This is a genomic window from Castellaniella sp. UC4447_H14, assembly GCF_052978285.1.
The window spans coordinates 1,933,642-1,957,990 of sequence record NZ_CM129666.1 but is presented as its reverse complement, the minus strand read 5'-3'; the positions used below and the strand labels follow the sequence as shown (position 1 = coordinate 1,957,990).

The following is a 24,349-nucleotide window of genomic DNA, read 5'->3' as shown; positions in this document are numbered from 1 at the left end:
GCTGCCTGGCACGCACTGTGCCATTTCCCGGTAGCGTCCAACTGGGCGGTTAGCTCAGTGGTAGAGCGCTGCCTTCACACGGCAGAGGTCACTGGTTCGAAACCAGTACCGCCCACCATCCCCCGTATGCCCGAAGCCGCCTGAATGTCTGATCAGCCGTCTGCCCTGACGCGCACGCGGCAAAAAGCCATTATCTTCATCACAAGTCAGCACGGAGAGGACGCGCGCCCACAGGCGTCTGTGATGGTCGCCAAGGTGCAAGACCGTGCTGCGCGGAAGATAGGAGTTGCCGTCATGTCCCATGTGGTCGTCAGTCAGGCTAATGCTTCATCGCCGGACGCCCTTCACGTGGACGGCCAGGCGATCAGCGGCATCCAGCCCGCAGTGTCCCCGTCGTTACCCGCCGCCTGGCCCGACCCCTCGTGCCCTGGCTTGGGAGAGCACTCGCGCGCCCTGGCGTGCTGGCCTCTTTTGGCGGAAATCGACCGGGTGTTTCCTGCGGCGATGGCGGATCCGCTTATCGACGAACCGCGACCAGGAGAGGGCCGGTGAACCTGGTTACGGTCTGTGGTATTCGCGGCGGTGTCGGGGCCAGTACGATCGTGGCCATGCTGGGCGATGCGTTGCACGCCCAGGAGCAGCGCATCCTCATGGTCGACCTGAATGCGTCAGACTTGTTGCGGCTGCATTTCAATGTGCCCTATTCCGACGATCATGGCTGGGTCAGTGCGCTGTTTCCCAAGGGCTGGCGTCAGCAGGCCTTCAGGATCGCCCCCGGGCTTTGTCTGGCGCCCTTTGGGCGCCGCGCCATCGAAAAGTCAGGTCTTTCCCATTTGTTGCGGGGCGAAGGGTTCTGGCTGGAGGCGCTGGCCGATCTGGAGCCGGATTTCGACTGGGTTCTGTTCGACTGCCCGGCGTTGCCCTATCGGATGGCTCCTGCGCTGCGATTTCGCAGCACGCTCGATATGCTCGTTGCGCACCCCGATGTGGCGGCGCATGTGCTGCTCGCCCAGCTGGGGCTGGGCGAGTCCAGCCATCTGCTCGTCAATGGCCTGGACCCCGGCAAGCGGCTGGAATGCGACATCGTGGCCGACTGGCATCACCGCTACGGCGCTCGCGTACTGCCGTTCAGTGTGTATCAGGACGAGTGCTTCCATGAGGCTCTCGCCTGCAAAACCACGCCCATGCGTTACCAGCCGGATTCGGTTCCCAGCCAGACGGCCCGGTCGTTGGCCGCGTGGTGCCTGGAAAACCGCTAGATCCCACAGCGCGAACGCGCGGTATCGCGGTTCTTCCGGCACGCGCGTGCGGGCCGGGTGATCAGGCGTGGAATCGTTTCAGCTTCTCGGGATCTTTCAGTTCCCCGTCGTACCATCCCAGCGTCGCCCCCCGCGAAAGCGCGGCATAGACCGCTGCGTTGCGGTTGTTGACGGATAGCCGCTGGTAAAGCGCTTCGGTGTGCGTCTTGGCGGTCGCAAGCGAGATGTCGAGCTCACGGCTGACTTTTTTAAGCGGCTGTCCCCGGGCGAGCAAGACCAAGACTTCATATTGCCGCGGCGTCAGATTGAGCAGCCTCGACTCCTGGTTGACGATGTCGGCGGAAAGGGGTTCGGAACCCTGGTTTTCCAGCAGCTGCGGCGTGGGGCGGACAGAAGAGGCCGAAGGCCGGATGGCCGGGGCGCGTGTTTGCAGGATGGTCGAAAGGAGATTCTGGGGGCCCGTTTCGTTGCCCGTATCGACGGGTGTCGGCTGGGTGTGATCGTACCAGCGCCGTCCACCGGAGAGAGGATCGTTGGGCCGCCCATCGCCATTCGTGGCCGGGTGGCTGTTGGTAGGGGCGGGAAAGCATTTGCCGCCCGCCAGAACCAACGTGACGGCCGAGGCGAGCACGTCGTGGCACGAGTGTTTTGAGATATACCCCGCCAGGCTCGGAGGCATGTTCAGCAGCGAATACGGAAGCGTCTGCGCCTCGGAGAGCAACAGGATGCGTTGTGGGGCGTAGCGGGCTTCCGCCGCGCTGATGAGTTCCAAGGTACGTTCGTAAGTATCGGGTACCGACAACAACATGAGATTGGTGGAACGGTTTGTCGTCGCCCCCTGGAACAGCTGCTGGTAGTCAATACCTTCGGAGGCGATGTCGTTCGTAATCTTGCGCAACAGCTGCTGGATACCCAGACGAATCAACGCGTACGGCTCAACGACTGTGACAGAAATCATGGGTATCACCTCAGCTGTCCTTTGCCTCTTGGCCGGGGACCCGTCTGGCGGGCCAGGCCATGAGGCGAATTTACACGTTCTTGGGGGCTGCTGGGTACGATATGCGGCGAAAATCGAGCATCATCGGACTTCCAAAACTGGATACCGTCTGCAACAGCCTGCTGTCTTCTCTTCACTATCTTATTCCTTGTTCAGAGCCTCGTTCCACAGGATCGTACGTTTGCCCCAGACCGTTTTCCCTAACCTCGGGAGTGGGCGAATCGGACTAGTGCCCTACATCGAATGCCTTCTGGGTTACAGGCCATCGTTTACCTATGATGCAGTCGTCAGACGATTTCAGAACGCTTGTCGGGACGAGCGGAACCAACGCAATGGCGGGGGGCGAGATGGCTTCAAGGGCGGCTGTTTATGACAATGGCATGACACGCCTGGATGCGGAAGCGGGGCTGCGGGCGTATCTGCTCGCTCTGCCCCGGACCCGAAAACGCGCGCTGCAATTGGTGGTCGATACGCTACTGATCTGGTTTTGCCTCTGGCTGGCGTTTTACCTGCGGCTGGGATCCGATCAGGCCATTGAACCGTACCTGCACGGCTGGTTGTTTGTTCTGGCGCCTGCCGTCACGCTGCCGATCTTCGTGCGCTGCGGCCTCTATCGCGCAGTGGTGCACTGTCTTGGATATCAGGCGCTGATGGCCTTGGCGCTGGCGATCAGCACCTCGTCGGTTCTGCTGATCGGGGCGATCTATGTTCTGGCGTCGCCAGCCCAGATCATGCCGCGTTCCATCATCTTCATCTACTGGATGCTTTGTCTGCTCTTCATCGGGGGGCTACGGGTCGCCATGCGTCAGTATTTCGGCCGACACCTCGGGCTCGGCCCCGGGCTGTTTTCCTTTCTGCCGGGCATTGGCGGCACAGCGGACACGGCGCAGATGCGTGTCGCCATCTACGGTGCCGGGGTGGCGGGGAATCAGCTTCTGTACGCATTGCGTCAGGGCGGCCACCGGCAGGTGGTGGCGTTTCTGGACAATGATCCACAACTGGTCGGGCGATATGTCGCGGGGGTGCTGGTCTATGCCCCTGAGGACATGGCGCTCGTGATGACGGAGCGTGATCCTGAGGAGGTTCTGCTGGCGATTCCGTCCGCACCGCGCAGCCGGCGCGCGGAGATCGTGAAGTTGCTTGCGCCCTTCCCTGTCAGGGTGCAAACGGTGCCGGGTCTGGCTGACCTGGCGAGCGGCCGCATCAAGGCGGATGAGCTTCGGGAAGTCAACATCTCCGACTTGCTGGGAAGAGATCCGGTCCAACCCGATATGCGCCTCTTTGAACGATGCATTCGCGACCAGGTGGTGATGGTCACGGGGGCTGGCGGGTCGATTGGCTCCGAACTGTGCCGGCAGATCCTTCGTTGTGCGCCGCAGACCCTGATCCTTTTCGAGCAGTGCGAATTCAATCTTTATCATATTCATCGCGAGCTGGAAGAGCTCGTGTCGGGCGCCGGGAGCAAGATTCAAATCGTTCCCATCCTCGGATCCGTCTGCGACCAGCAGCGCGCCGTCAATGTGATGGTGACCTGGAAGGTCAGCACGATCTACCACGCGGCTGCTTACAAGCATGTGCCGATGGTGGAGCACAACGTGGCCGAGGGCATCTTCAATAACGTATTCGGTACGCTGCACTGCGCCCAGGCCGCCCTGCAGGCCGGCGTGCGCCACTTCGTGCTGATTTCCACGGACAAGGCGGTACGTCCCACCAACATCATGGGCAGCACCAAGCGGCTGGCCGAGATGGTGCTGCAGGCGCTGGCTCAGGAAGTCTCGTCGATGACTAGCGCTGACGGGGGCCGGGACCCGGCCAACCGGACCCGATTCGTCATGGTGCGCTTTGGCAATGTGCTGGGGTCCTCGGGGTCCGTGATCCCGCTCTTTCGTGAGCAGATCCGCTGCGGCGGTCCGGTGACGGTGACTCACCCCGAGATCACCCGGTATTTCATGACGATTCCCGAGGCTGCGCAGCTCGTGATCCAGGCCGGCGCCATGGGCCAGGGCGGGGATGTCTTCGTGCTGGACATGGGCGCACCGGTCAAGATCGTGAACCTGGCCGAACAAATGATTGCCCTGTCGGGCCTGAGCCTGCGCACGCCGGATCGGCCGGATGGAGACATTGCGATCGAATTTGTCGGCCTGCGTCCGGGTGAGAAACTCTACGAAGAATTGCTTATTGGCGACAATGTGACTGCGACGGATCATCCGATGATCATGCGGGCCAGCGAAAAGTGCCTGGACTGGGAGACGCTCGAGGGCGCCTTGGAAAAAATCTCGGACGCGCTTGCGCAAGAAGATTTTGCACAAATCCGCACGCTTTTCTGTGAGCTGGTCGAAGGCTATCCGGAGGCGGCGAAGCTCGTCGACTGGGTCCACCAGGAAAAGCTCGTGGAGCAAGGCAGCACGCGGGCGCCGAGCCTGGTCACTCCTGCGCGGCGGTGCACCGATTGGCCTGCGAAGGCCCGTCTGGTATCGGTTTCCCAGATGCGCCGGCCGGCAGCCAATCAAGCGGAGCGGCGGGGAGCCGCGTAAGCTCTAGTGTCCCGCTCGGTTGGTTTGTGTCCTTGAATTCGGATGCATGCGCCATCCAGACAAGGCGCGAACCGCAGTGATAGCAAGGGCTATCACGAGGATTTGCAACGCAGTATGGGGGGCACAGGCGCCGAATTCAAACATCAGGATCAACCGAACGGGACACTGATATGAAAATGCCGTCGAATGACGGCAGGCCCTTTGGAGCTGACGCGGCGTCGGGGACGAATGGGGTGCCGCGTAGGCTCTCGCGGGGAATCAACCCATGGGACGCGCCGGGTTGCCGACTACAACGGCGCCCGCCGGCACGCTGCGTGTCACGACGGCCCCCATCCCGACCGTGGCGCCCTTGCCGATGATCAGGGGGTTGCCAGCATGGCCTTGCTTGATCACTGCGCCCGAACCGATGTAAGCGTGGTCCTCGATCAGGATGTTGCCATTGCAGTGCACGCCGGGGGCGAAGGTCACGAAGTCCCCTATCGTGCAGTCGTGTTCGACGTAGCTGTACAAGTTTGCCTGGAAGTGGCGACCGATCCTGATGTTGGAAGTCAGAGTGACGAACGGGCTCAGGGCGGCTCCTTCGCCGACGATGACGTCGTCCATCATGACGACATTCGCGGCCGTCACGGTCCAGGGCTCGATGCCGTCTTCCGCGCATCGCCGGGCGAGGCGTTCGCGCACGGCCCCGTCCGCAACCGCCAGTATCACGTGCCGTTCGCTGGCCTCGCAGCCCATGAAGTCTTCGTAGCTCATGACTCTTTGGCCATTGACGATCGAAGCCCACGGCTCGTCGTCGATGAAGACCAGGCGCTCCGCGGTGTCACCCCGTCCGCGTAGTTGGGCGCGCGCCAGCGGCATGATGCCGCGGCCGCAGCCGCTTGCGCCGTAGACGGCAAACAGCGGGGATTTCATACCTTGTCCTCCAGCGAGTCAGGGCCGGCCGGCAGGGGTTGTGAGCCTCTGAAGCGGGGCATGGTGGCGTCGCCTTGGGCATGGATTCCCTCACGCCTGAAGACGGTCTTGACGGTCAAAAGCAGGATCCGCAGGTCCAGCCATAAGGAGCGGTGGTCGACGTACCAGACGTCGAGTTCGAATTTCTCTTCCCAGGTGAGCATGTTTCTCCCGTTTACCTGAGCCCACCCGGTCATTCCGGGGCGGACGTCGTGCCGCCGCGCCTGCTCCGGGCTGTACAGCGCAAGATACTCGACCAGCAGGGGGCGTGGACCGACCAGACTCATGTCGCCCTTGAGGACATTCCATAGTTCCGGCAATTCGTCCAGGCTGCTGGCTCGCAGGAAGCGTCCGAAGGGAGTCAGCCGTTCGGCGTCGGTTCCATCGGTGTCCCGCATGGTGCGGAACTTGACGAGTTCGAAGGTTCGTCCTTGCCAGCCAGGGCGGACTTGCCGGAAGAAAACCGGTGTGCCCAGTTCCCGGCGTACCCGCCATGCAATGATCGCCAGGACGGGCGACAGGATCAGCAGGGCGGCTGCGGATCCCGTGATGTCGATGACACGCTTGAGGCTCGGAATCATCGAGCCGGTTCTCCGATCCCCATCTGCTCCAGGAGGGTCGCGTTGACCTTGTGAACGTCGTATTTGTCCTCCGCAATTGCGCGAGACTGCGCGCCCATCCGGGCGGCCAGCGTCGGATCGTCGATGAAATGCTGCATGGCCTGCTCCAGCCCGTCGGCGGACTTGACCGGCACCAGATAACCGTTCTGTCCGTCGCGGACCGTTTCGCGGCAGCCGGGCGCATCACAGGTGATGATGGCGCGTCCCATGGCCATGGCTTCGAGCACCGTCCGCGGCGTGCCCTCGTGGTAGGACGGCAGCACGTAGACGCTGCAGCCTGCGATGGCGGGCCTTACATCGCCCAGCCTACCCAGATAGTTCAGTGTGCCCGCTGCAAGCCATTGGTCCAGTTCGTCCTGCCGGATGGCATCCGGACTGTCATCGATCCAGCCCACCAGGTTAAAGACGATTTCCGGGTGGCGTGCGCGGATCCGGGCGGCCGCCTGTGCGTACTCCCGTACGCCTTTGTCGCCCAGCAGCCGCGCAATCAGCAGGAAACAGAGGCTTTCCGGCAATGGAGCCTGCTGATAATGACGGATATCGACGCCTGAGCCATTGATGACATACGAAGGCGTCCGTCCGCCCACGATGTGCGCCGTGCGGAAGACGGCCTGGTCGTCGGGATTCTGGAAAAAAACCTTGTTGGTAGTGCGCAGGGCCAGCGCGCAAAGCTTCCGGACGACGTTTCTAAGCAGCTTCATCCGCCGGTCCTGGCCGGCGCTGCGAAAGGCGTATCCGAGCCCGGTGATGAGCGTGAAACGAAGCGGCACGTGGGCCAGCCACGCCGCCAGCGAGCCGTAGATGACGGGTTTGATGGTATAGCCCAGGAACACGTCGGGACGTATGTCGCGCATCAAGCGCCAGAGGTTCAGGAGTGTGGCCAGATCGGCCTTCGGGTTGGTGCCGGTGCGGTGCAGTGTGATCTCGTGTGCGTCAACGCCGAGGGCCTCCAACTGCCGGCGGAGCGGGCTCGTCGCGGGCAGGTCGGGCGCCGCGACATGAACCTTGAAGCCGTCGGCTTGCAGTGCCGCAATGAGCGCGCCGCGAAAGGACATGATGGAGTCCGGGAAGCCCGCTACCATCAGGAATACCGGAGTCTTGCGCGCGCTCATCGGGTCTGCTCGGCCAGCCACGCCTGGAACATCAGCACGGGCCACAGCTGGTACTGCCGGTTGTATTGGCCGCTCAGGTGCTCCTCCCAGCGCTTGCGGATCGGCGCGGGATGGAAGTAGCCGCCGGCCTTCAAACTGTGTTCGGTCAGCAGCGACTCCGCCCAGTCCTTGAGCGGGCCGCGCAACCAGCTGTCGATCGGGATGCCGAATCCCATTTTGGGGCGTTCGACCAGCGCTTTGGGTACATGCCGGTAAAGCACCTGGCGCAACAGCCACTTGCCAGTCCCGTGGCGGATCTTCAGTTCGAGCGGCATGCGCCATGCGAGTTCCACCACCCGATGATCGAGCATGGGCACGCGCGTCTCCAGGCTGTTGGCCATGGCGGCGCGGTCCACCTTGGCGAGGACCTCTTCCGGCAGGAACATTTGGGCATCCATGGCCATCATCCAGTGTTCGAAGCGGTCGGTGATTGGCCCCTCGCCTGCCCCCGTGAGCAACGTTTTCGGTTCAGTGGCGTCGCGAACCACGAGGGCGGGATCAGGCCAGTGACTGCAGAGCCTCAGGAAATAGGCCTTTTCCTCGCTCAGCGGGAGGACATTCGCAAGCTTCTGCGCCTTGGTGCCCGGGATGGCGATTCTCAGCGCGCCGGGCAACAGTGGCCTTGCCACTGTGAAGAGCCGGTCCCAGGTGGCGGGCGGCAGTGCGCGCAACAGTGCGGCCAGGGCGGTGCGCGCGTAGCGGGGGAGACGCTGCATCGCGCGCCAGACTTTCCGCGCCGTCAGATAGCGGTTGTAGCCGCCGAACAGCTCATCGCCTCCGTCGCCACTGAGCACGACGGTGACGCTCTGGCGCGCCAGGTGGCTGATGAGGAAGATGGGAATCTGCGAATCGGCCGCAAGCGGCTCGGTGTAGATTCCCGGCAGCTTGGGAATGACGTCGAGCGCGTCGCGTGGCTGGATGCGCAATTCTGTGTGGTCGGTTCCCAGGTGGCAGGCCACTGCCCGCGCATGGCTCGCTTCGTCGTAGGTTCCATGATCCAGCCCCACTGTGAAGGTCTTGATGGGGCGCGCGCTCTGGCACTGCATGAGTGCAACCGTCGTGCTGCTGTCGATGCCGCCGCTCAGGAAAGCCCCCAGGGGGACATCCGACAGCATCTGGTCCCGGATGCTCGCGCTGAGTTGGTGTTCCAGTGCGTCGATCGCCTGCTCGTCCGAGCCTTCGAACGGGTGCCGCAGTCCTTCGGTCACGGCTTCATTGAAGGACCAGTACGGTTCCGGCTCGGCCACGGGGCGCGCGCGCTCGGGCAGGTGCAGCGTGAGCAAATGGCCCGCCGGCAGTTTCTGGATGCCCTGATAAACGCTGTAGGGCGCCGGGATGTAGCTATGGCGCAGCAGTAGCGTCAGCGCATCGCGATCGATGCGGTTCTCGAACGCCGGGTGGACTTTCAGCGCTGCCAGCTCGGAGCCGAAGAGCAGCGTGTCGCGCTGCCAGCCCCAGTACAGCGGCTTTTCACCCAGCCGGTCGCGCGCGAGCGTCAGAACCTTGTTGCGCCGGTCCCAGACCGCCAGGGCGAACATGCCGACACAGGCGCGCAGGGTGGCCGCGATGCCCCAGGCGGCAAAGCCCGCGAGCAGCGTCTCGGTGTCGGAGGTTCCGCGCCAGGCGGGCGCCTCGCCTTTTGATTCCAGGGTCTGCCGCAGCGCCCGGTGGTTGTAGATCTCGCCGTTGAAGACGATCACGTGGCGCCCGTTCTCGGAATGCATGGGCTGGTGACCTGCCGGCGACAGATCCAGCACGGACAAGCGGCGGTGTCCCAGCGTCAGCCCGCCATCAGTCCAGGTGCCGGAATCATCGGGACCCCGGTATGCGATAGCGTCCGCCATCCGCCGAACCACATCGACGGAGTTCGGCCCGCTGGGCCGTGGCTGATAGAAACCGGCGAAACCGCACATGATGACGATGACCTTCTAGTTAGGGTGCAGACTGTCCCAGACGGTGTGATAGGCGGCCGCCATTTGTCCGAGACTGAAGCGGGCGGCAATTCGGCTCCGTCCATCCGCCTGGCGCCGTTGCCACCGGCTGGGCTCGCGGTGGCGTTCTTCCAGGGCCGACAGGATAGCGTTTGCCAGTGCCGGTGGGCAGCGTGCCGGCACGACCCAACCCAGGTCCCCGACGATGGCTGCCGCATCGCCCACGTCGGTGGTGACGCAGGGCGTTCCGCACGCCATGGCTTCGGCCAGAACGTTGGGGAAGGATTCCCCCGCGCTGGAGAGCACGTGCAGATCGAGGGCATTCATGAGCGCGGGCACATCGTGCCGCGGACCCAGAAGCCGGACGTTTCCGTTGAGGCCCGTCCGAGCCAGAAGCGCGACCAGCGCAGTGTTGTCGGGGGTCATGTCGGGGCCCACCAGCAGGCAGATGAATGGGCATCGTCTCTGCTTCAGGGTGGCCAGCGCTGCCAGCAGGTTGGAATGGTCCTTCAGTGGATCGAAGCGTGCGATCATTCCGATCACCGGTTGCCGCCCATCGATCTGCAGGGCCTCGCGGGCCTTGATGCGGACGCCCGCGCTGAAGGGCAGCGCTTTCAGATCGAAGCCATTGGGGATGGTGACCATTTTTCGGGCGCAGAAGCCCGCTCGCCGGTGCAGTTGAACGGCGTGCTCGGAGCAGCAGACAATACGTGCGGGAATGAATCGCGACATCAGGGCGCTCAGGCGTATCACGAACAGGGTCATCCTGCTGTTCTTGTCCCGGTCGAGGTTCGATTGCCGCACCCCCCACACGATGGCCCGGACTCCCATGAGCCGCGCCGCGACGCCGGCCATCAGGTTGGCGTGGTACATCCACGTTTGCACCACATCCGGTTGCAGCGCCTTCATTCTCCGGTAGAGCTGGATCGCACCCCGCGCGCTGAATCGGCCCCGGGCCATGTTCAGGCAGTACACCGCGCATCCGGCCTGCTCCAGGCGAGCGGCATAGATTCCACGATCCATGAGGGAGATCACGGTGTGCTGATTGCCCGAGCCTTGGTCATCGGCCACCAGCCGGAACAGCACCGCTTCGGCTCCGCCATTGCTCAGGCCGGTGATGACGTGGAGGATTTTCATAGAGGCGCACGCAGATGCCGGGCAGTTCCGCCTTTCAGGCCATGAGCATGGGTTGCTCTCGCCCGTTGGGCGCGGTTGCCGTGCAGCGCCTCATGACGTCTTCCAGCACCCCGCAGGTCTTGTCGATCTCCGCCTCGGTGAGCGTGGGGTGCACCAGAAACATCAATGCCGACTCGCCCAGTTCCCTAGCGTTGGGCAGGCGGTTGGCGGGTCGGAAGCCGGTGTGATCGAATGCCTTTTCCAGGTAGATCTCCGAGCACGACCCGGAATAGCAGGGAACGCCGCACGCATTGATTTCGGCCATGATGCGGTCCCGGCCCCAGTTGGGCGGGAGCGCAGAGGCATCGGCGAACACGTAGCACTTGTACGCGGCGTGCTCGATGCCTTCCGGAAGGCGCGGTACGCGCAGACCGGGCAGCCGGCCTGCCGTGGCCCAGATTCGCCGGGCGTTGGCCACGCGTCGGGCGTGCCATTGTGGCATCCGGTGGAGCTGGATGCGTCCGATGACGGCTTGTGCCTCCAGCATGCGTCCGTTGGTTCCGAAGCTTTCGTGCAGCCATCTGAATCCCGTCGGGTGGTGCCGGGCGTAGACCGCGTCCCAGTTCTTGCCATGGTCCTTGAAGGCCCAGACGCGTCGCCAGACGGCCGGGTCCTGGGTGGTCACCATGCCGCCCTCGCCCCCGGTAGTCATGATCTTGTCCTGGCAAAACGACCAGGCGGCCACATGCCCGATGGAGCCTACCGACCGCCCCTTGTAGCGGGCGCCGTGCGCCTGGGCACAGTCTTCCACCACCTTCAGTCCATGCTGGCCGGCCAGAGCCATGATGGGGTCCATGTCGCAGGGCCAACCCGCGAGGTGCACGCAGATGATGGCGCGTGTGCGGGGAGTGAGGACGGCGGCGATCGATTCCGCCGTGATGTCCTGGGAATCCCGGCTGACGTCCGCGAAAACCGGGACGGCGCCTACGTTGACGATACTCGACGCGGATGCCAGGAAGGTCCGCGATGTGACGATCACCTCGTCGCCCGCACCCACGTCGATGGCCCGAAGCGCCAGATCCAGTGCCACGGTGCCGTTGCTGACGGCGACTGCGTAACGGCATTCGGACCAGTCGGCGAATTCCTGTTCCAGTTGCCGGCACTGCTCACCGGTCCAGTAATTGACTTTGTTCGAGAGAATGATGTCGCGTACCGCGTCGGCCTCTTCCTGCGTAAAACTGGGCCAGGGTGAGAATGGCGTATTGAGCATGGCTTTGACTCTTCAGGGCAGTAAGGATCTTTGGGGCTGTGGCTGGCGGATGGATTGGATGACGGGTACGGGGTGCCGCGGAGCGCTTGCCGGAAGACGGATCCGGCCGATGCGCGACAGCAGCAGGAACATCAGGACGGGAGCGAACATCCACTTCTGACGCAGCGAAATTCCGAGGTTTGCGGTTGTGACGGCCAGCACGGTCCAGGTGATCAGGACATACAGCCACATGAACGTCCGGTTCCCCAGCGGTGAACCGCGGCGGCCGAGGATCCTGTTCCACAGTCCAAGTCCGCACAACAACAGGAGCAGGACGTTGTCCATGGAGGCGATCAGCCCGAACGCGCTTCCGGCCTCGTAGGGAAGCGGGCGGAACAGGTAGGCGAAAAGTTGCATGGGCGGGCTCATGGAGGACAAGTCGATGCTCGTGGTCCCGACCTCGCTGACTGCTTGCCGGTGATCGATGTAGGCGCTGAGGTCGGTTGCATCCGCGTTTTCGCCCAGGCCCGAGTAGTTCAGGGCGTAGGGGACAATCACCACAGATGCCGCGAGCGCCGCGCCGCCCAGAAGGATTCTTCTGCCTATGGGAACCTTGCGCTTCACGACGAACGAACCGGCCAGCGCCATGACCATGATCCCGGCGATGTGCGGGCGCACCATCAGCATGAGAGCGACGGCCGCGACCATGAGCCAGAGGCGCCGTCCGAGATTCAGCGCGGCCCATAGCGTCAGGCCCATGGACAGGAATGAAATGGCGTCCTTGCCGATCAGCGATGACCAGAAGCTGATGGATGGGAGCAGCACCGTAAGCGTCGCCAGAAGCCTTGTGTAGCGGTGTTTGCCGGCCGTGGCCAGACGCAGGCTGGCATCCAGGGCCAGCAGGCCGATGAATCCCAGAGTCTGGTAGACCAGCGTGGTGCCGAGGAAGGACAGTCTCAGGGTCGAGGCGAAGAGCACGGTCACGAAGCTCACGGCGGCCGTGCCGGCGCGGAACTCGATGTCGCCGGCGAGCGCGTGCATGTAGTAGTCGAGCGCATCGGCGCCGTTCTGAAGGGCATACCAGACCGCCACGAAGCAGATGGCGGTATGCCATGCGTAAAGCATCAGGGCTCGCCGCAAAGGCGTACCGAACGCCTGCCCGGCGAATTTGGCCACGAACAGGCCCAGCACGAGCACAAGTTCCGCGCTGACGACTTGCCAGGCGGAGGAGAAGGAGTCCAGGGGGTCCATGGTGTCAGACGGCCAGCGTGGGGAGCGGTTGCGCGGCTTGCGGACTGCGCTGGGAAACGCGGGTCTCGAGCCAGCCATGCAGCCCCGCCAGCAACGACGATTTTGAAATGAAGGGCCGGGAGAGTTCGGCCACTTCGCGGCGGCCTGCGGACCGGATGGAGCGGGCATACGCCAGGATTTGTTCGATGTCGGGAGGCCCCATGCGGTAGTAGGCGAAATCGTCCGGGAACACATCCCGGTGGCTGGCGTATACGGGCAGGCCGTTGAGCAGGTATTCACGCACCTTCAGGGTGCAGGCCTGCTCCATCTGCTTGCGTTCCAGCGCAAACGAGGACAGGCCCAGCCAGCATCGTTGCGACAGCCGGTGGACGTCGGCGATATCCAGCAGGCCGTGCAGCCTGATACGAGGGTCGGCCGCCGCGCGGGCGTGATCGGCGGGGTAGAGCGTCCCCACGAGATGCAGGATGAACTTCGAATGCGAGTGCTCCAGGCTGTCCAGCAGCAGGTCCAGACCGTGCCAATGGGCGAAGTGACTCGCGATGAACAGGATCTCGGGCGTGCCGCCCCGCTCATCGCCCTCCGTGCCAGGATGCACCGGGTAGAAGATGCCGTTGGGATAGACGTATCCCGGCGTGACGGGCCCGCCCGCACGGCTTCTTTCGTAGTGCAGGATTTCATCCGTGACAGCCACGATTCCACTTGCCGCGCCGAACGTGGCCCGTCCCGATAGTTGTTCCAGCCCGACGCGGATCAACCGGCCGGCCGCGCGGTACGAATGGCGCAATTCAGGAACTTCCAGCGTGTGATGGATGGGAAACACAGGCGTGTTCGTGTGACGGATGAACCGGGCCTGCAGCGGATCGCTCGCGTTATAGCGGAGCAGGATCGCGTCGTAGCGCGGGGCCTGTTCCGCGAGCCAGCGGAAGTAGGCGCGATGCAGCCCGATCCGGTCGCCCCATCGACGTACGGCGCCTTTCCTCGACGGTGAGGATGGCGGCGCCGGAACAATGAGGCGCCCGTTCGGTGTTCCGGCGAAACGGCAGAACAGCCGTGTGTCCCAATCCATTCCATGCTCGGCAGCGGCCATGAGTTCCCATTGCATCTGGTTCATGACGCCGGGAATCGGATGGACCATGAAGGCTGCGTGCAGGACTTTCATCGTGGGACCTATCGTGCGGTGAGCGGGACGCTGCCCAGTGAGCGGGCCTGAGCCGAGCTGCCGAGCAGCGCCGCATAGAGCGTCCGCCTGCCTGTGTCGTCCAGTTCCGAGTTGTGCCACAGCAGCGTGAAGCACCCGCCGACGGCCTGGCAGGCATCCTTCAGTTGCGTGAAGACGGCGCGGGCGGATTCTCCCGCCGCCAGGTTCTGGTAGGCCGGTCCGATGACCGATTTTTCCATCGCGATGAGCGGCTGGATGCGCAGACGCAAGCGCTGGTTCTGGCGCGCATCGAAGGCCTGGTACGAGAAGCAGGTCCCGCAGCGGAAGCCGGCCGCATCCGCGTAGGTGAGTGAGTTGTCATAGTCCATGCCGGCTCGTTCCCAGCCGTACAGCGTCGTCGGCATCTCCCAGCGCAGATAGTGCATGCGCCCCCCCCATTGGGGCTGCCGGATGTTCTCCTCCGCACAGATTTGCCGCAGTCGCCGGGCTTCCTGGGCCAGCACGGAGGGCTGGCGGTAGGTGTCATAGCTCGCATGCAGCCCGATCTCGTGCCCGCGCTGGTGAATGCGCCGCATCAGATCTCGAATGGCGGCGTCTTCCGGCTCGTACCACGCATCTCGTGCTGGATCGGTGCGGCCGCAGATGAAGTAGAAGGCGCTGGTGAGTTCGTGTTGCTCCGAAAGGGTCATGAGCCAGTCAAAGGTGTTGAAGGGATCGGCCGGGTGCAATTGCCGGCGGCTGCGTTGCCAGATCAGGGGGGCGCGCAGCGCGCGCGCATCGTGGCGTTTCAGCCCGTCGGCGGCCGCCAGGCGCAGCATTTGGCGCACGCTGCCGAAACCGTACCGGCTGGGCCAGTCCACGTCGTGGGAGACCCGGATCGAGAACCGCGGCGATGCCAGGGGAAGGTTCGGCCACGTTCTTTGTGCGACCTGCCGCAGGACGTACAGCCATTCGTCCACCACGGGGCGCTGCAGGTAATCGTGCCGGTGCGCGTGCGAGGCGGTCGAGGGAAAGCGGCCGTGGCTGTCCAGGTCGGTGCGCCCGAGTTCCTCGCGCCGCGACAGCATCCAGAAACACATCCCCAGCAGGTCGTAATGGATGACGTAGCCAGTCGGTATCCGCTCAATGAGCGGGCCATAGCCGCGCACCTGGCCGGGAGCCGGCAAGGGCTGTCCTATCGCGGATCGCCAGCCTTCGGACATCGCATCCCAGCGGCCGCAGGGCAGGTCCGAGCCATCGTGCGAGAAACTGCCGAAATCCGACGCGATCCGGATGTCGGCCGGGCTGTTGGGTAGCGACAGAATCAAGTGGGTGCCGCCTGGTCCCCGCGACAGAACCAGATGGGGGCTGATCCGTTCCTTCAGGATCTCGTCGAGCCAGTCGAGGATGGCGGCAGGCATGAAAGATTGGGCCATGGATTCGCTCATTTCGGGTTCTCTGTCGTGCGGCCTCACTCGGCCTTGTGGAACAGGTGCATCAATCGCATGCTGATGAGCAGCCCCGTCGCAATCGTGCCGATGAGCCAAAGATCTCCCTCGGGCCTGAACCACAGGGCGAGCGCGAGCGGTATGCTGCAGGCCATGGACCAGGCCGCCGCTGTGAGCGTCGGTCGAATCAGCATGGTGATCGGATTGCCTGACACGATGGCGAGCCAGATCAGCGTGGTGACGCGGGCCGCGACCCCGCCCAGCGAAAACAGACCCACTGTCAGCAGGACGTCGCCCGTCCAGGCGCCGAAGATGATCGCAATCGCGCGCAGCGTGAACAGCAGGATTTCGAAATACAGCTCCAGGCGCTGGCGCTCCAGCACGTCGAACAGTACGTTGAGCGGCGACGTCACGAAGGCGACGTAGAGCCACGGAGACAGCCAGCGTGCAAATTCCCCTGCCTCGCGCCAGCTCTCGCCAAAGACGAAGGCAAATAGGTTGGGGCCCGCCAATAGAAAGACCATGGCCGGCGGCATGGCGATGTTGGCGAGCTTTCCGTAGACGTCGGCTACCAGCGGGGCGATCCGGTTTTGCCGCCGTGCTTCCGCGCCCGTGGCAAAAAGATAGGTCCCGATGGCAGAGCCGACGACGGTGAGCGGCATGCTCAGGACGCGGTTTGTCAGGACGTACAGGCCGGCGGCCTGCGGCCCGAACAGTGCGGCGAACATGAGCGAAGGCATTTGCACGCCGCCCGAGTTGAGCAGACCCGCCCAGGTTGAAAAGATGGGAAAGTGACGATACCGATGCATGGTGGCGGCCATGCCGGCCAGGCTCACGTGGCGGAATTCCCTGAATCGCAGGGCGGCTCTGCCCAGGGACAGTCCTCCCATGCCTTGCCCGGCCGCATGGGCGACCAGCAACGCGACGGGCCCGAACGAATAGCCGCCGATCTGGATGGCGATGGAAGTCAGCGATTGCTTTAATCGGGTACCGGTGATCGCACTGAAGCTTTTGGTCCGCAGCGCCCAGAGGTTGAAGACCTGATAGACGCCGACCATGATGATCCCGATGGGCAGCAGCCAGAAATAGCGTGCCAGCTTCGGCACCCCCAGCATGTGGGTGATCGGGCCGCCGGCCCAAGCCACGATCAGCAGGCTCAGCGCGCTGATGGCGACGACGATCACGAGCGCCAGCACCGCGATGTTGGCGGCCTCCTGATGACTGTCCGGCAACGGAATCGCCAATTCGTAGCAGAGGCTCGCCACCACCGTGACGATCCCCAGCAGCCCTGCATAGACAGCCAGCATCCCGAAGTCCGTCGGCGAGAAGAGGCGCATCACGACCGGTGCCGCCAGCATGGTCAAGAGCTGTGAACCTGCTGTTCCGCCGATCAGCGTCCCCACCCCGCGAGCAAAGGTCCCGCGAGGACGCAAGCCGGTCAGCGCCGCGGAGAGCCTCGAGATCAAACCGGACTCCTGGCCGAATCGAGCGGGCGCGTCGATTGTCTTGTCTGGTGAGTTGGCATATTTCAATGGGGTGTGAGCGCGCTTCATCCGGCGCTAGTGTCCCGTTCGGTTAGTTTGTGTCGTTAAATTCGGATGCATGCGCCATCCAGACAAGGCGCGAACCGCAGTGATAGCAAGGTCTATCACGAGGATTTGCAACGCAGTATGGGGGGTGTAGGCGCCGAATTTAAACATCAGGATTAACCGAACGGGACACTAGGCGTGCTCGGTCGGTGATACCAGGCTCTTGGTGAATTGCGCCATGGCGTAGAGCCTGGACGGCGTCCTGGAGATGCAGAAGTAGGGAGTCTGTTGTGGGCTGAACTCCCGCACGAAGGCCTCGACGGACTGGATCATGCTGCCTTCAAAATCGAATTGCCTGCTTTTCAGGGCCGCGAACTGAATTTCTTCCCACATCAGCAAAGCAGTGGCACCGCTTCGCCCGTGGTGCCGGTCCGTCATGCCGATCAGGTCGTAGGCGTGGTTCTGATCCCAGACCACGAACGCGGCAGCGTGCAGATTGCCGCGGGCGTCGTAAGCCGCCAATGTGCGGGCGGCATTGTTGTTGTAGCCAGCCTCGTAGATTCGCCGGAACAGATCGTAGGGGTAGGAAATGTCCGCCCCCGACTGTGCCAGGATCCTTTTGTGGTGCTCGTAAAAGGTGCGGGCGGGCAGATCGAACGTAATCCGGATGCCTTCGTCCTTCGCCTTGCGGATGCTGCGGCGCTTGCTGGCCGAAAAGTGGCAGAACACGGCCGACAGGTCGCTGAGGTTTCTCAGGATGTAGGTGTATCGGGTCGTCTGGTCGAATCCGGCCCAGTAGAAGGCAAGCCAGTTGGTCTGGAAATAATGCCAGCGCTGATAGAAGTAGTCGTACGCGGGCAGTTGCTGCAGCAGATCTGTCAGCACGCTGTGCTGGTGGGCGATCTGTTCGTGCCGTGCGCCCTTGATGGGCCTGATCCACGGCCCCAGTGTCTGCGTGAGCGGCGGGTGGGTGATCAGCGTGAAGCCCAGACGCTTCGTCATGCAGTAAGGCATGGTGGCCGCGATCCGGTCCCCTCGTCTCACCAGTACGGCATCCCAGTGATCCGCCCCGGCTGTCGCATCCAGCCACCACGGGCGGCTGAAAATGGGGATGGAGGGCTCATCTTTGGAAAAGGCTCGATAATCTGATTGAGAGCTCGTCATGGGTTGCTTGCGCAGGCTCATCGACCTGGCTGCAGCGTCGATTTCAGAAACTTGCCGGTGGCATAGAGTTTCGAGGGAATCTTGAAAATGCAAAAGTAGGGAACTTGCCGGGTGTTGAATTCGCGCACTGAGCCCTCGACCTGTTTCATCATGCTGCCTTCGAAGTCGAACATGCGGGTCCGGGTCGATACGTGGCGGATGGCCTCGCGGGTAAGGAGCACTGACGCCCCACTCTCGCGAAAGCGGCGGTCCAGCGTGTTGAGCAGCGCATAGGCGCTGTTCTCGTCCCAGATGATGAAAACGGCAGCGTGCAGATTCCCCTCGCCGTCGTAGGCTCCCGCCGTACAGGCCGAGTTGTTCTGGCATCCGGATTCGACGATGCCCTTGAACAGCTCGTAGGAGTACAGAATCTTCTTGCCCGACTGGGCCAGCGTCATCTTGTGATTCTGGTAGAAGGTCTCGGCCGGAATATCGAACCGGATCTGGATGCCGTTATCCTCGGCGCGCTTGATGTTTCTTCGCTTGCCGTGGGAGAACCCGGCGAAGACTTCCTCCAGATTCGTCAGATCCTCGATGATGTAGGTGTAGCGGGTGGTCTGCCTGTAGCCGGCCCAGTAGAACGGGAGCCAGTTCGTATTGCTGTGGTGCCACTGCTGGTGGAAATAGTCGAATGGCGGCATTTGCTCGAGCAATGCCTGCAACAGCTTGTGCTGATGTTTGATCTGCGCGCTGTAATCCCCGTGCAGAGGCTTGATCCACGGACCCAGCGTCTGGGTGAGCGGCGGATGGGTGATCAGCGTGAAGCCCAGGCGCTGCCTTTTGAGATAGGGCATTGTTGCCACGATCTCGGATCCTTGTTTTACCAGCGCGACGTCCCACTGGTCCGCACCCGCCGTCGCATCCAGCCACCAGGGGCGGCTGAAGACCGGGATTGACGGTTCGCCCTGGCAGAATGCACGGTATTCCGTGTTCGCGGCGGGGGCGGACGTTGCTTTGGTGCGGCGGAAGAGCGCGATGCGCTTCCAGTCGAAGTATTTTGATCGCGTTTGCCAGGCGGTTTCCATCACAAGGTCTGAAGGTGGGGTTTGTGGGAATCAATGGCTGTACTCAAGGCTGCGACAATTGCCGATTGGCTTTCTTCCGTCAGATAGGGATGCATGGGCAGGCTCAGCACTTCCGCGGCCATCTGGTCGCCCACAGGAAGGTTCGCGTGCTCGTCCGCGACGGCGGGCTGTCGGTTGAGGGGTATGGGGTAGTGCACGGCTGTCGGGATCCCGGCCAGCCGCAGCGCTTCGCTGACCGCGTCGCGCGCATCGGTGCGAATGGTGTATTGCGCATAGACGCTGACGTTGCCGGACGCAATGTAAGGCGCCGTAGCGATTCCGGCCTGAGCCAACAGCCCGTCGTAGGTGCGCGCGATCCGCTGGCGACGCTCGACCTCATCATCGAAGATGTCCAGCTTGGCCAGCAGGACGGCCGCCTGCAGGGTATCGAGCCGGCTGTTCACGCCCACACGGACATGGTGATAGCGGCGGTCCTGTCCGTGGCGGGCGACCTGGCGCAGCGCCTCGGCCAGCGTGCCGTCGTCGGTGAAGAGGGCGCCACCGTCACCGTAGCAACCCAGCGGTTTGCTCGGGAAGAAGCTGGTGCAGGCGATGGTGCTCAGGCTGCAGGAGCGCCGGCCGGACGACAGGGCGCCGAAGCTTTGCGCCGCATCCTCGATGACGGGCAGGTGATGGCGCTGTGCGATGGCGTTGATCGCGTCAAAGTCCGCGCATTGGCCGTAGAGTGAGACCGCAATGATGGCTTTGGTCCGGGGGCTGATGGCGGCCTCCAGTTGCGCCGCATCCAGCGTGTATGTGCGTGGCGAGATGTCGACATAGACTGGCCTGGCACCCAGTTGTGCGACTGTCTCCGCCGTGGCGATGTAGGTGAATCCGGGGCTGATGACTTCGTCCCCTGGGCCGATGCCCAACACCATTTGAGCGATCTGCAGCGCGTCCGTCCCGTTCGCGCAGGTAATGCAGTGCTTCGTGCGGGTGAACCGGGCGAGCCGCTCTTCCAGCTCGGCGACCTCCGGACCCAGGATGTACTGGCCGTGCGCCAGCACCCGAGCCATCCGCGCCTCGAGCTGCGGACGGATGCGGGCCTGTTGGGCCGCCAGATCGATGAAGTTCATCATTCTTCTCGTTCCTCTTTGTGCAGACTGCTGCCTTCCAGGATGTAGCGCGCGCCCGTGTGCGGGCAGACCGTCTGCGCGCGGCCATGCAGCGGCAGGTCGAGCCGCTCGCCAAACTCGCTTATCCATCCCGTCTGCCGAGCCGGCACGCCCATCACGAGTGCGTAGTCCGGCACGTCCCGATTGACGACGCCGCCGGCCCCCACGAACGCAAATTTCCCGATGGTGACGCCGCAGACGACGGTCGCATTGGCGCCCAGGGTTGCCCCCCGCTTCACGAGGGTCTTGCGGTACTCGCGCTTGCGCTCGATCAGTGACCGCGGATTGAAGACGTTCGTGAAGACCATGCTGGGCCCGCAGAAAACCGCGTCTTCCAGCGTGACTTCGTCGTAGATCGAGACATTGTTCTGGATCTTGCATCGGTCGCCGATCGTGGCGGTACCGCCGACGAATACGTTTTGTCCGAGCGATACGTCGCGGCCGATTCGCGCCCCGGTACAGACATGGACGAAATGCCAGATCCGGGTACCGGCGCCGATGCTCGCGCCTTCGTCCACGATGGCGCTGGGGTGCTGGTAGTGACCCATGGCAGTACTGTTCGTGTCAGGCGACAAGTGAAACCTCGGCGGAGCGATTGAGGAATGGGTGATAGTCGCCCTGCAATGGAGCGATCCTGGCGTTGCGAATGCCCGCAACAGTCGTGATGGCGGTCCGATTGTCTTCGAGGCCGAACCCTCGTCCGGCCAGGATTTCTTCGTAGCTGCGCGTGTGCAGGTCCGTGAATCCGCTGGAGAACTCGATCTCCTCCCGGTCGACCGTGATGGAGCGGTAGGTGCGCTGGCCTTTGGCGCGCAGCGCCGCCGGCACGTCGAGGATGTTGGCCGACAGGAACCAGCGGACACGGGCGTGTTGATACTCCAGGAAGCCTGCGGCCTGGGAGTCCGTCAGGCTATGGACGATGCTTTGCTGCAGGTCGCCGAATACGAAATGCAGCATGTCGAAGAAGTGCACGCCGATATTGGTGGCAATGCCGCCCGACTTCCTGGGGTCGCCCTTCCAGGATCTGAGGTACCAGTGGCCGCGCGATGTGATGTAGGTCAGGTCCACGTCGTACTTGGTGTCGCGCGCGGTCTGCCGCACCTTCTGCCTCAGGGCCAGGATGGAGGGGTGCAGCCGTAGCTGCAGGATGGTGTTGACGCGGTGCCCGGTGTCGCGTTCGATTTCCTGCAGGCCGTCGATGTTCCAGGGATTGAGCACCAGCGGCTTTTCACAGATGGCGTCGGCCCCCGACCGCAGGGCGAAGCGGGTGTGGGAATCATGCAGGTAGTTCGGAGAGCAGATCGAGATGTAGTCGATGCGCTTGTCTTGGTGAGCCCGTCGGATCTTGTCGATGTGGCGGTCGAAGCGTTCGAACTCGGTGAAGAAATCGGCGTCCGGAAAGTAGCTGTCGATGATTCCCACGGAGTCGGCCGGATCCAGCATGGCAACGAGGTCGTTCCCGGTGGCTTTGATGGCCTGCATGTGGCGCGGCGCGATATAGCCGGCTGCGCCGATCAAGGCGAAGTTTTTCATAAGGTTCTAGTTCCCCAGGGCGGGGAAGATGGGCTCTTCCCGTGTGCGGCCGCTGTACCGCTTGCCATATGGCGCATTGGTGGCGACCAGATCGTTGAAAATCACTCCCTTGATCTGCGAGCCGGATTGGTAGATCCTTTTCGCGGTTTCCTGCAGTTCGGCCAAGGTGGTGAGCTGCGTGCGCGCAACCATGAACACCGTCCCCGCCAGCGGGGTCAGCGCCAGGGTGTCGGACACGGGCAGCAGGGGGGTGGTATCCAGCAGCACGACGTCGTAGCGGGCCGACATGTCCTGCAGCAGCTCACCCACTTGTGGCGCGAGCAGCATCTCGGCCGGGCGTGCCGGCCGCATTCCTGTGGCGATGAAGTCCACGTTGGGAGTGATGTTCTCGTGCAGGGCCTCGGACAGCTCGATGTCGCCGGCAATCAGTTCGCTCAGTCCCGTGTTGGGGTTCACGTTGAAGCTCTCATGCAGCCCGCCTCCGCGCATGTCGGCGTCGATGAGCAGCACCCGCTTGCCGGCCGCGCCCAGGAGCGCCGCAAAATTGGCGCTCACGAAGGTCTTGCCGACGTTGGCGGTTGGCCCGGTCAGTATCACGATGTTGTTGGCCGCGCTATGCAGTGCGAACTGCAGGGTCGTGCGCAGACTGCGCAGGCTCTCCAGCGCGGGATCGTCGGGCGATCTCAGGGCGAGCAGCCGGCTGCGCACGGAATCGCCCGCCTGAAGGCGCACCCTCGCCTGAGCGCTCGAGTGCGGTATCGTGGCGAACACGCTCAGTCCCAGGTTCATTTCGATGTCGTCCACGTAGCGCAGACCGGGGTGGCGCCATTTGCGCAACAGGGCCAGCAGCACACCCAGCAACACGCCGGCCGTGCCTGCAATGGCGAGCGCCACGGGGCCGTTAGGCCTGACCGGGTGTCGTGATGCGACAGCACTGTCCACGACACGGACGTTCCCGACCTTGCCTTCCTTGACCAGCTGGAGTTGCTGCTCGCTGTTGAGCAGGCTCGCGTACAGGTCGCTGCTCACCTTCACGTTGCGAGTCAGGTTGGCCAGCTTCTGCTGCAGGTCCGGCAGGCTCTTGATGCGCTCGTCCATCTTGGCGATCTGGTCATGGAGTGCCGCGATCTGCTTGTCGATCACCTGCACGAGTGGGAAGGCGCTGGTGTACTGGGAGGCCAGTTCGCGGCGTTTCTGCTCCAGTTCGAACAGCTGGGTCTGCAGCGTTGCGGAGGCGGTCAGTGACAGGTTGCCCTCGGTCGACAGGTCGAATGTCCCATGCTTGTCCCGGAAGTTCGTGTATTCGCTTTCGGCCTTGTCCATCTGATCTTTCAGCTGAGGCAACTGGTGATCAAGAAATGTCAGCGACTTTTCCGCTTCCGCCGCCTTGCGCTCCACGTTCTGCCGCGCGTAGGAATCCCCGATCGTGTTCAGGACGCGGCTGATCTCCACTGGATCGGTACCCTGCAACGAGGCGGCCAGTACCCCTGAAGGCTTGCCTCTTTCGGCGATCTGCAGGCGTCCTTGCAGGCTCTTGACCGCGTCCTGCCGAGACTGGCGCATCACGGTGAACTCCGCCCCTGGTTTGGCGTGCAGCTCTTTCACCAGGATGCGGCCGCCGCCGTGGGAGAACGGGGTCATGACGCCCACGCGGCCGGACGCGAGCGATAGTCCCCGCGGTCCCCGCAGGTCGTAGCCGGTCGCCGTGGCGGTGAGTGTCAGCGCCTGTCCCAGAAGCGCGTTGGGGACTTCCAGTTCGCCGACTTTGATGGTTTCCGTACCGGAGACGTAGCCGCCGTGGCCGAACAGGCCGGGGTCGGAAAGCTGCGTGGCGTGGCGCGCCATCCATGTGCCTATGATCGGGATGTAGCGGGGACTCGCGGTAACGGACAGATTGAGCGCGTCGACCGCCTTTCCGATCACCAGGCGTGAACGCAGGATTTCGATTTCGGCTGAGGTGGAGGATTGCACGTTGAAAGCCGTGTTCAATTGGCCCAGCACGCTGCTGTCCACGGCCCCGTTCTGCTGGCTTTGTTCAACCTGGATCAGGATGTCGGACTGGTAGATGGGCCGTCCGATGATGACGTAGGCCGCGCCCACCAGCAGGGCCAACAGGGTGGTGCCGATGATGAGCCAGCGCGCGTCGGACAGGGTTCTGAAGAAGCTCACGAAGTCGACGTCGTCATGGACAGTCCTGTCCCGCGGCAATGCGTGGGCCACGGCCCCTTGTGGCGGAATGATCGGATATGTGTTCATGGTT

19 protein-coding genes and 1 tRNA gene are annotated in these 24,349 nt (G+C 63.3%); 3 read left to right on the top strand and 17 right to left on the bottom strand.

Annotation, left to right across the window (positions count from 1 at the left end; translation table 11 throughout):
• Window positions 1-43: 43 nt before the first annotated feature.
• Window positions 44-118: transfer RNA gene (locus ACVCMJ_RS09375), tRNA-Val, on the top strand.
• A gap of 430 nt (window positions 119-548) precedes the next feature.
• Window positions 549-1,259, top strand: coding sequence for a cellulose biosynthesis protein BcsQ (bcsQ, locus tag ACVCMJ_RS09370; protein ID WP_447081148.1), 711 nt, complete (start codon window positions 549-551; stop codon window positions 1,257-1,259).
• Between the two features lie 61 nt (window positions 1,260-1,320).
• Here bcsQ and ACVCMJ_RS09365 read toward each other — a convergent pair whose 3' ends face one another.
• Window positions 1,321-2,217: a LuxR C-terminal-related transcriptional regulator gene (locus ACVCMJ_RS09365; RefSeq protein WP_447081147.1), complete on the bottom strand. Its 897-nt coding sequence runs from the start codon at window positions 2,215-2,217 to the stop codon at window positions 1,321-1,323.
• 419 nt (window positions 2,218-2,636) lie between these two features.
• Between ACVCMJ_RS09365 and ACVCMJ_RS09360 the strand changes: the two genes are divergently transcribed.
• Complete coding sequence (locus tag ACVCMJ_RS09360) at window positions 2,637-4,790, top strand: polysaccharide biosynthesis protein (RefSeq protein ID WP_447081146.1); 2,154 nt, start codon at window positions 2,637-2,639, stop codon at window positions 4,788-4,790.
• A gap of 258 nt (window positions 4,791-5,048) precedes the next feature.
• On the opposite strand, the gene ACVCMJ_RS09355 is transcribed toward ACVCMJ_RS09360, so the two are convergent.
• From ACVCMJ_RS09355 to ACVCMJ_RS09280, 16 genes are all read right to left on the bottom strand, one after another.
• Window positions 5,049-5,702, bottom strand: a complete 654-nt coding sequence (locus ACVCMJ_RS09355; protein WP_447081145.1) for a NeuD/PglB/VioB family sugar acetyltransferase — start codon at window positions 5,700-5,702, stop codon at window positions 5,049-5,051.
• Window positions 5,699-6,322, bottom strand: coding sequence for a sugar transferase (locus ACVCMJ_RS09350; protein ID WP_447081144.1), 624 nt, complete (start codon window positions 6,320-6,322; stop codon window positions 5,699-5,701). The genes ACVCMJ_RS09355 and ACVCMJ_RS09350 overlap by 4 nt, the downstream gene beginning before the upstream one ends.
• Window positions 6,319-7,473 (bottom strand): glycosyltransferase family 4 protein, encoded by a 1,155-nt coding sequence (locus tag ACVCMJ_RS09345; RefSeq protein WP_447081143.1) that lies wholly within the window; start codon window positions 7,471-7,473, stop codon window positions 6,319-6,321. The genes ACVCMJ_RS09350 and ACVCMJ_RS09345 overlap by 4 nt, the downstream gene beginning before the upstream one ends.
• Window positions 7,470-9,425, bottom strand: coding sequence for an asparagine synthase (glutamine-hydrolyzing) (gene asnB, locus ACVCMJ_RS09340; RefSeq protein ID WP_447081142.1), 1,956 nt, complete (start codon window positions 9,423-9,425; stop codon window positions 7,470-7,472). Before asnB ends, ACVCMJ_RS09345 begins: the two co-directional genes overlap by 4 nt.
• 15 nt (window positions 9,426-9,440) lie before the next feature.
• Window positions 9,441-10,580, bottom strand: coding sequence for a glycosyltransferase family 4 protein (locus tag ACVCMJ_RS09335; RefSeq protein WP_447081141.1), 1,140 nt, complete (start codon window positions 10,578-10,580; stop codon window positions 9,441-9,443).
• A 34-nt stretch (window positions 10,581-10,614) separates the two neighbouring features.
• Window positions 10,615-11,829, bottom strand: a complete 1,215-nt coding sequence (locus ACVCMJ_RS09330) for a DegT/DnrJ/EryC1/StrS family aminotransferase (RefSeq protein WP_447081140.1) — start codon at window positions 11,827-11,829, stop codon at window positions 10,615-10,617.
• Between the two features lie 12 nt (window positions 11,830-11,841).
• A complete protein-coding gene (locus tag ACVCMJ_RS09325; RefSeq protein ID WP_447081139.1) occupies window positions 11,842-13,059 on the bottom strand; it encodes a hypothetical protein in 1,218 nt (405 codons plus the stop codon).
• A 4-nt stretch (window positions 13,060-13,063) separates the two neighbouring features.
• Window positions 13,064-14,218, bottom strand: a complete 1,155-nt coding sequence (locus tag ACVCMJ_RS09320) for a hypothetical protein (protein WP_447081138.1) — start codon at window positions 14,216-14,218, stop codon at window positions 13,064-13,066.
• Between the two features lie 8 nt (window positions 14,219-14,226).
• Entirely contained in the window at window positions 14,227-15,633 is a 1,407-nt protein-coding gene (locus ACVCMJ_RS09315; protein WP_447081137.1) for a polysaccharide deacetylase family protein, read from the bottom strand.
• Between the two features lie 35 nt (window positions 15,634-15,668).
• Window positions 15,669-17,111, bottom strand: a complete 1,443-nt coding sequence (locus ACVCMJ_RS09310) for a lipopolysaccharide biosynthesis protein (RefSeq protein WP_447081136.1) — start codon at window positions 17,109-17,111, stop codon at window positions 15,669-15,671.
• A 255-nt stretch (window positions 17,112-17,366) separates the two neighbouring features.
• Entirely contained in the window at window positions 17,367-18,359 is a 993-nt protein-coding gene (locus ACVCMJ_RS09305; protein ID WP_447081135.1) for a GNAT family N-acetyltransferase, read from the bottom strand.
• Complete coding sequence (locus ACVCMJ_RS09300; RefSeq protein WP_447081134.1) at window positions 18,356-19,402, bottom strand: GNAT family N-acetyltransferase; 1,047 nt, start codon at window positions 19,400-19,402, stop codon at window positions 18,356-18,358. The genes ACVCMJ_RS09305 and ACVCMJ_RS09300 overlap by 4 nt, the downstream gene beginning before the upstream one ends.
• On the bottom strand, window positions 19,402-20,520 hold the full coding sequence (locus ACVCMJ_RS09295; RefSeq protein WP_447081133.1) for a DegT/DnrJ/EryC1/StrS family aminotransferase: 1,119 nt from the start codon (window positions 20,518-20,520) through the stop codon (window positions 19,402-19,404). Before ACVCMJ_RS09295 ends, ACVCMJ_RS09300 begins: the two co-directional genes overlap by 1 nt.
• On the bottom strand, window positions 20,517-21,104 hold the full coding sequence (locus ACVCMJ_RS09290; protein WP_447081132.1) for an acyltransferase: 588 nt from the start codon (window positions 21,102-21,104) through the stop codon (window positions 20,517-20,519). The genes ACVCMJ_RS09295 and ACVCMJ_RS09290 overlap by 4 nt, the downstream gene beginning before the upstream one ends.
• Window positions 21,105-21,120: 16 nt before the next feature.
• Window positions 21,121-22,089 (bottom strand): Gfo/Idh/MocA family oxidoreductase, encoded by a 969-nt coding sequence (locus ACVCMJ_RS09285; RefSeq protein WP_447081131.1) that lies wholly within the window; start codon window positions 22,087-22,089, stop codon window positions 21,121-21,123.
• Window positions 22,090-22,095: 6 nt separating this feature from the next.
• Window positions 22,096-24,345 carry a polysaccharide biosynthesis tyrosine autokinase gene (locus ACVCMJ_RS09280; protein WP_447081130.1) on the bottom strand — a complete coding sequence of 750 codons (2,250 nt, stop codon included), beginning with the start codon at window positions 24,343-24,345 and terminating at the stop codon, window positions 22,096-22,098.
• Between the last annotated feature and the right edge of the window lie 4 nt (window positions 24,346-24,349).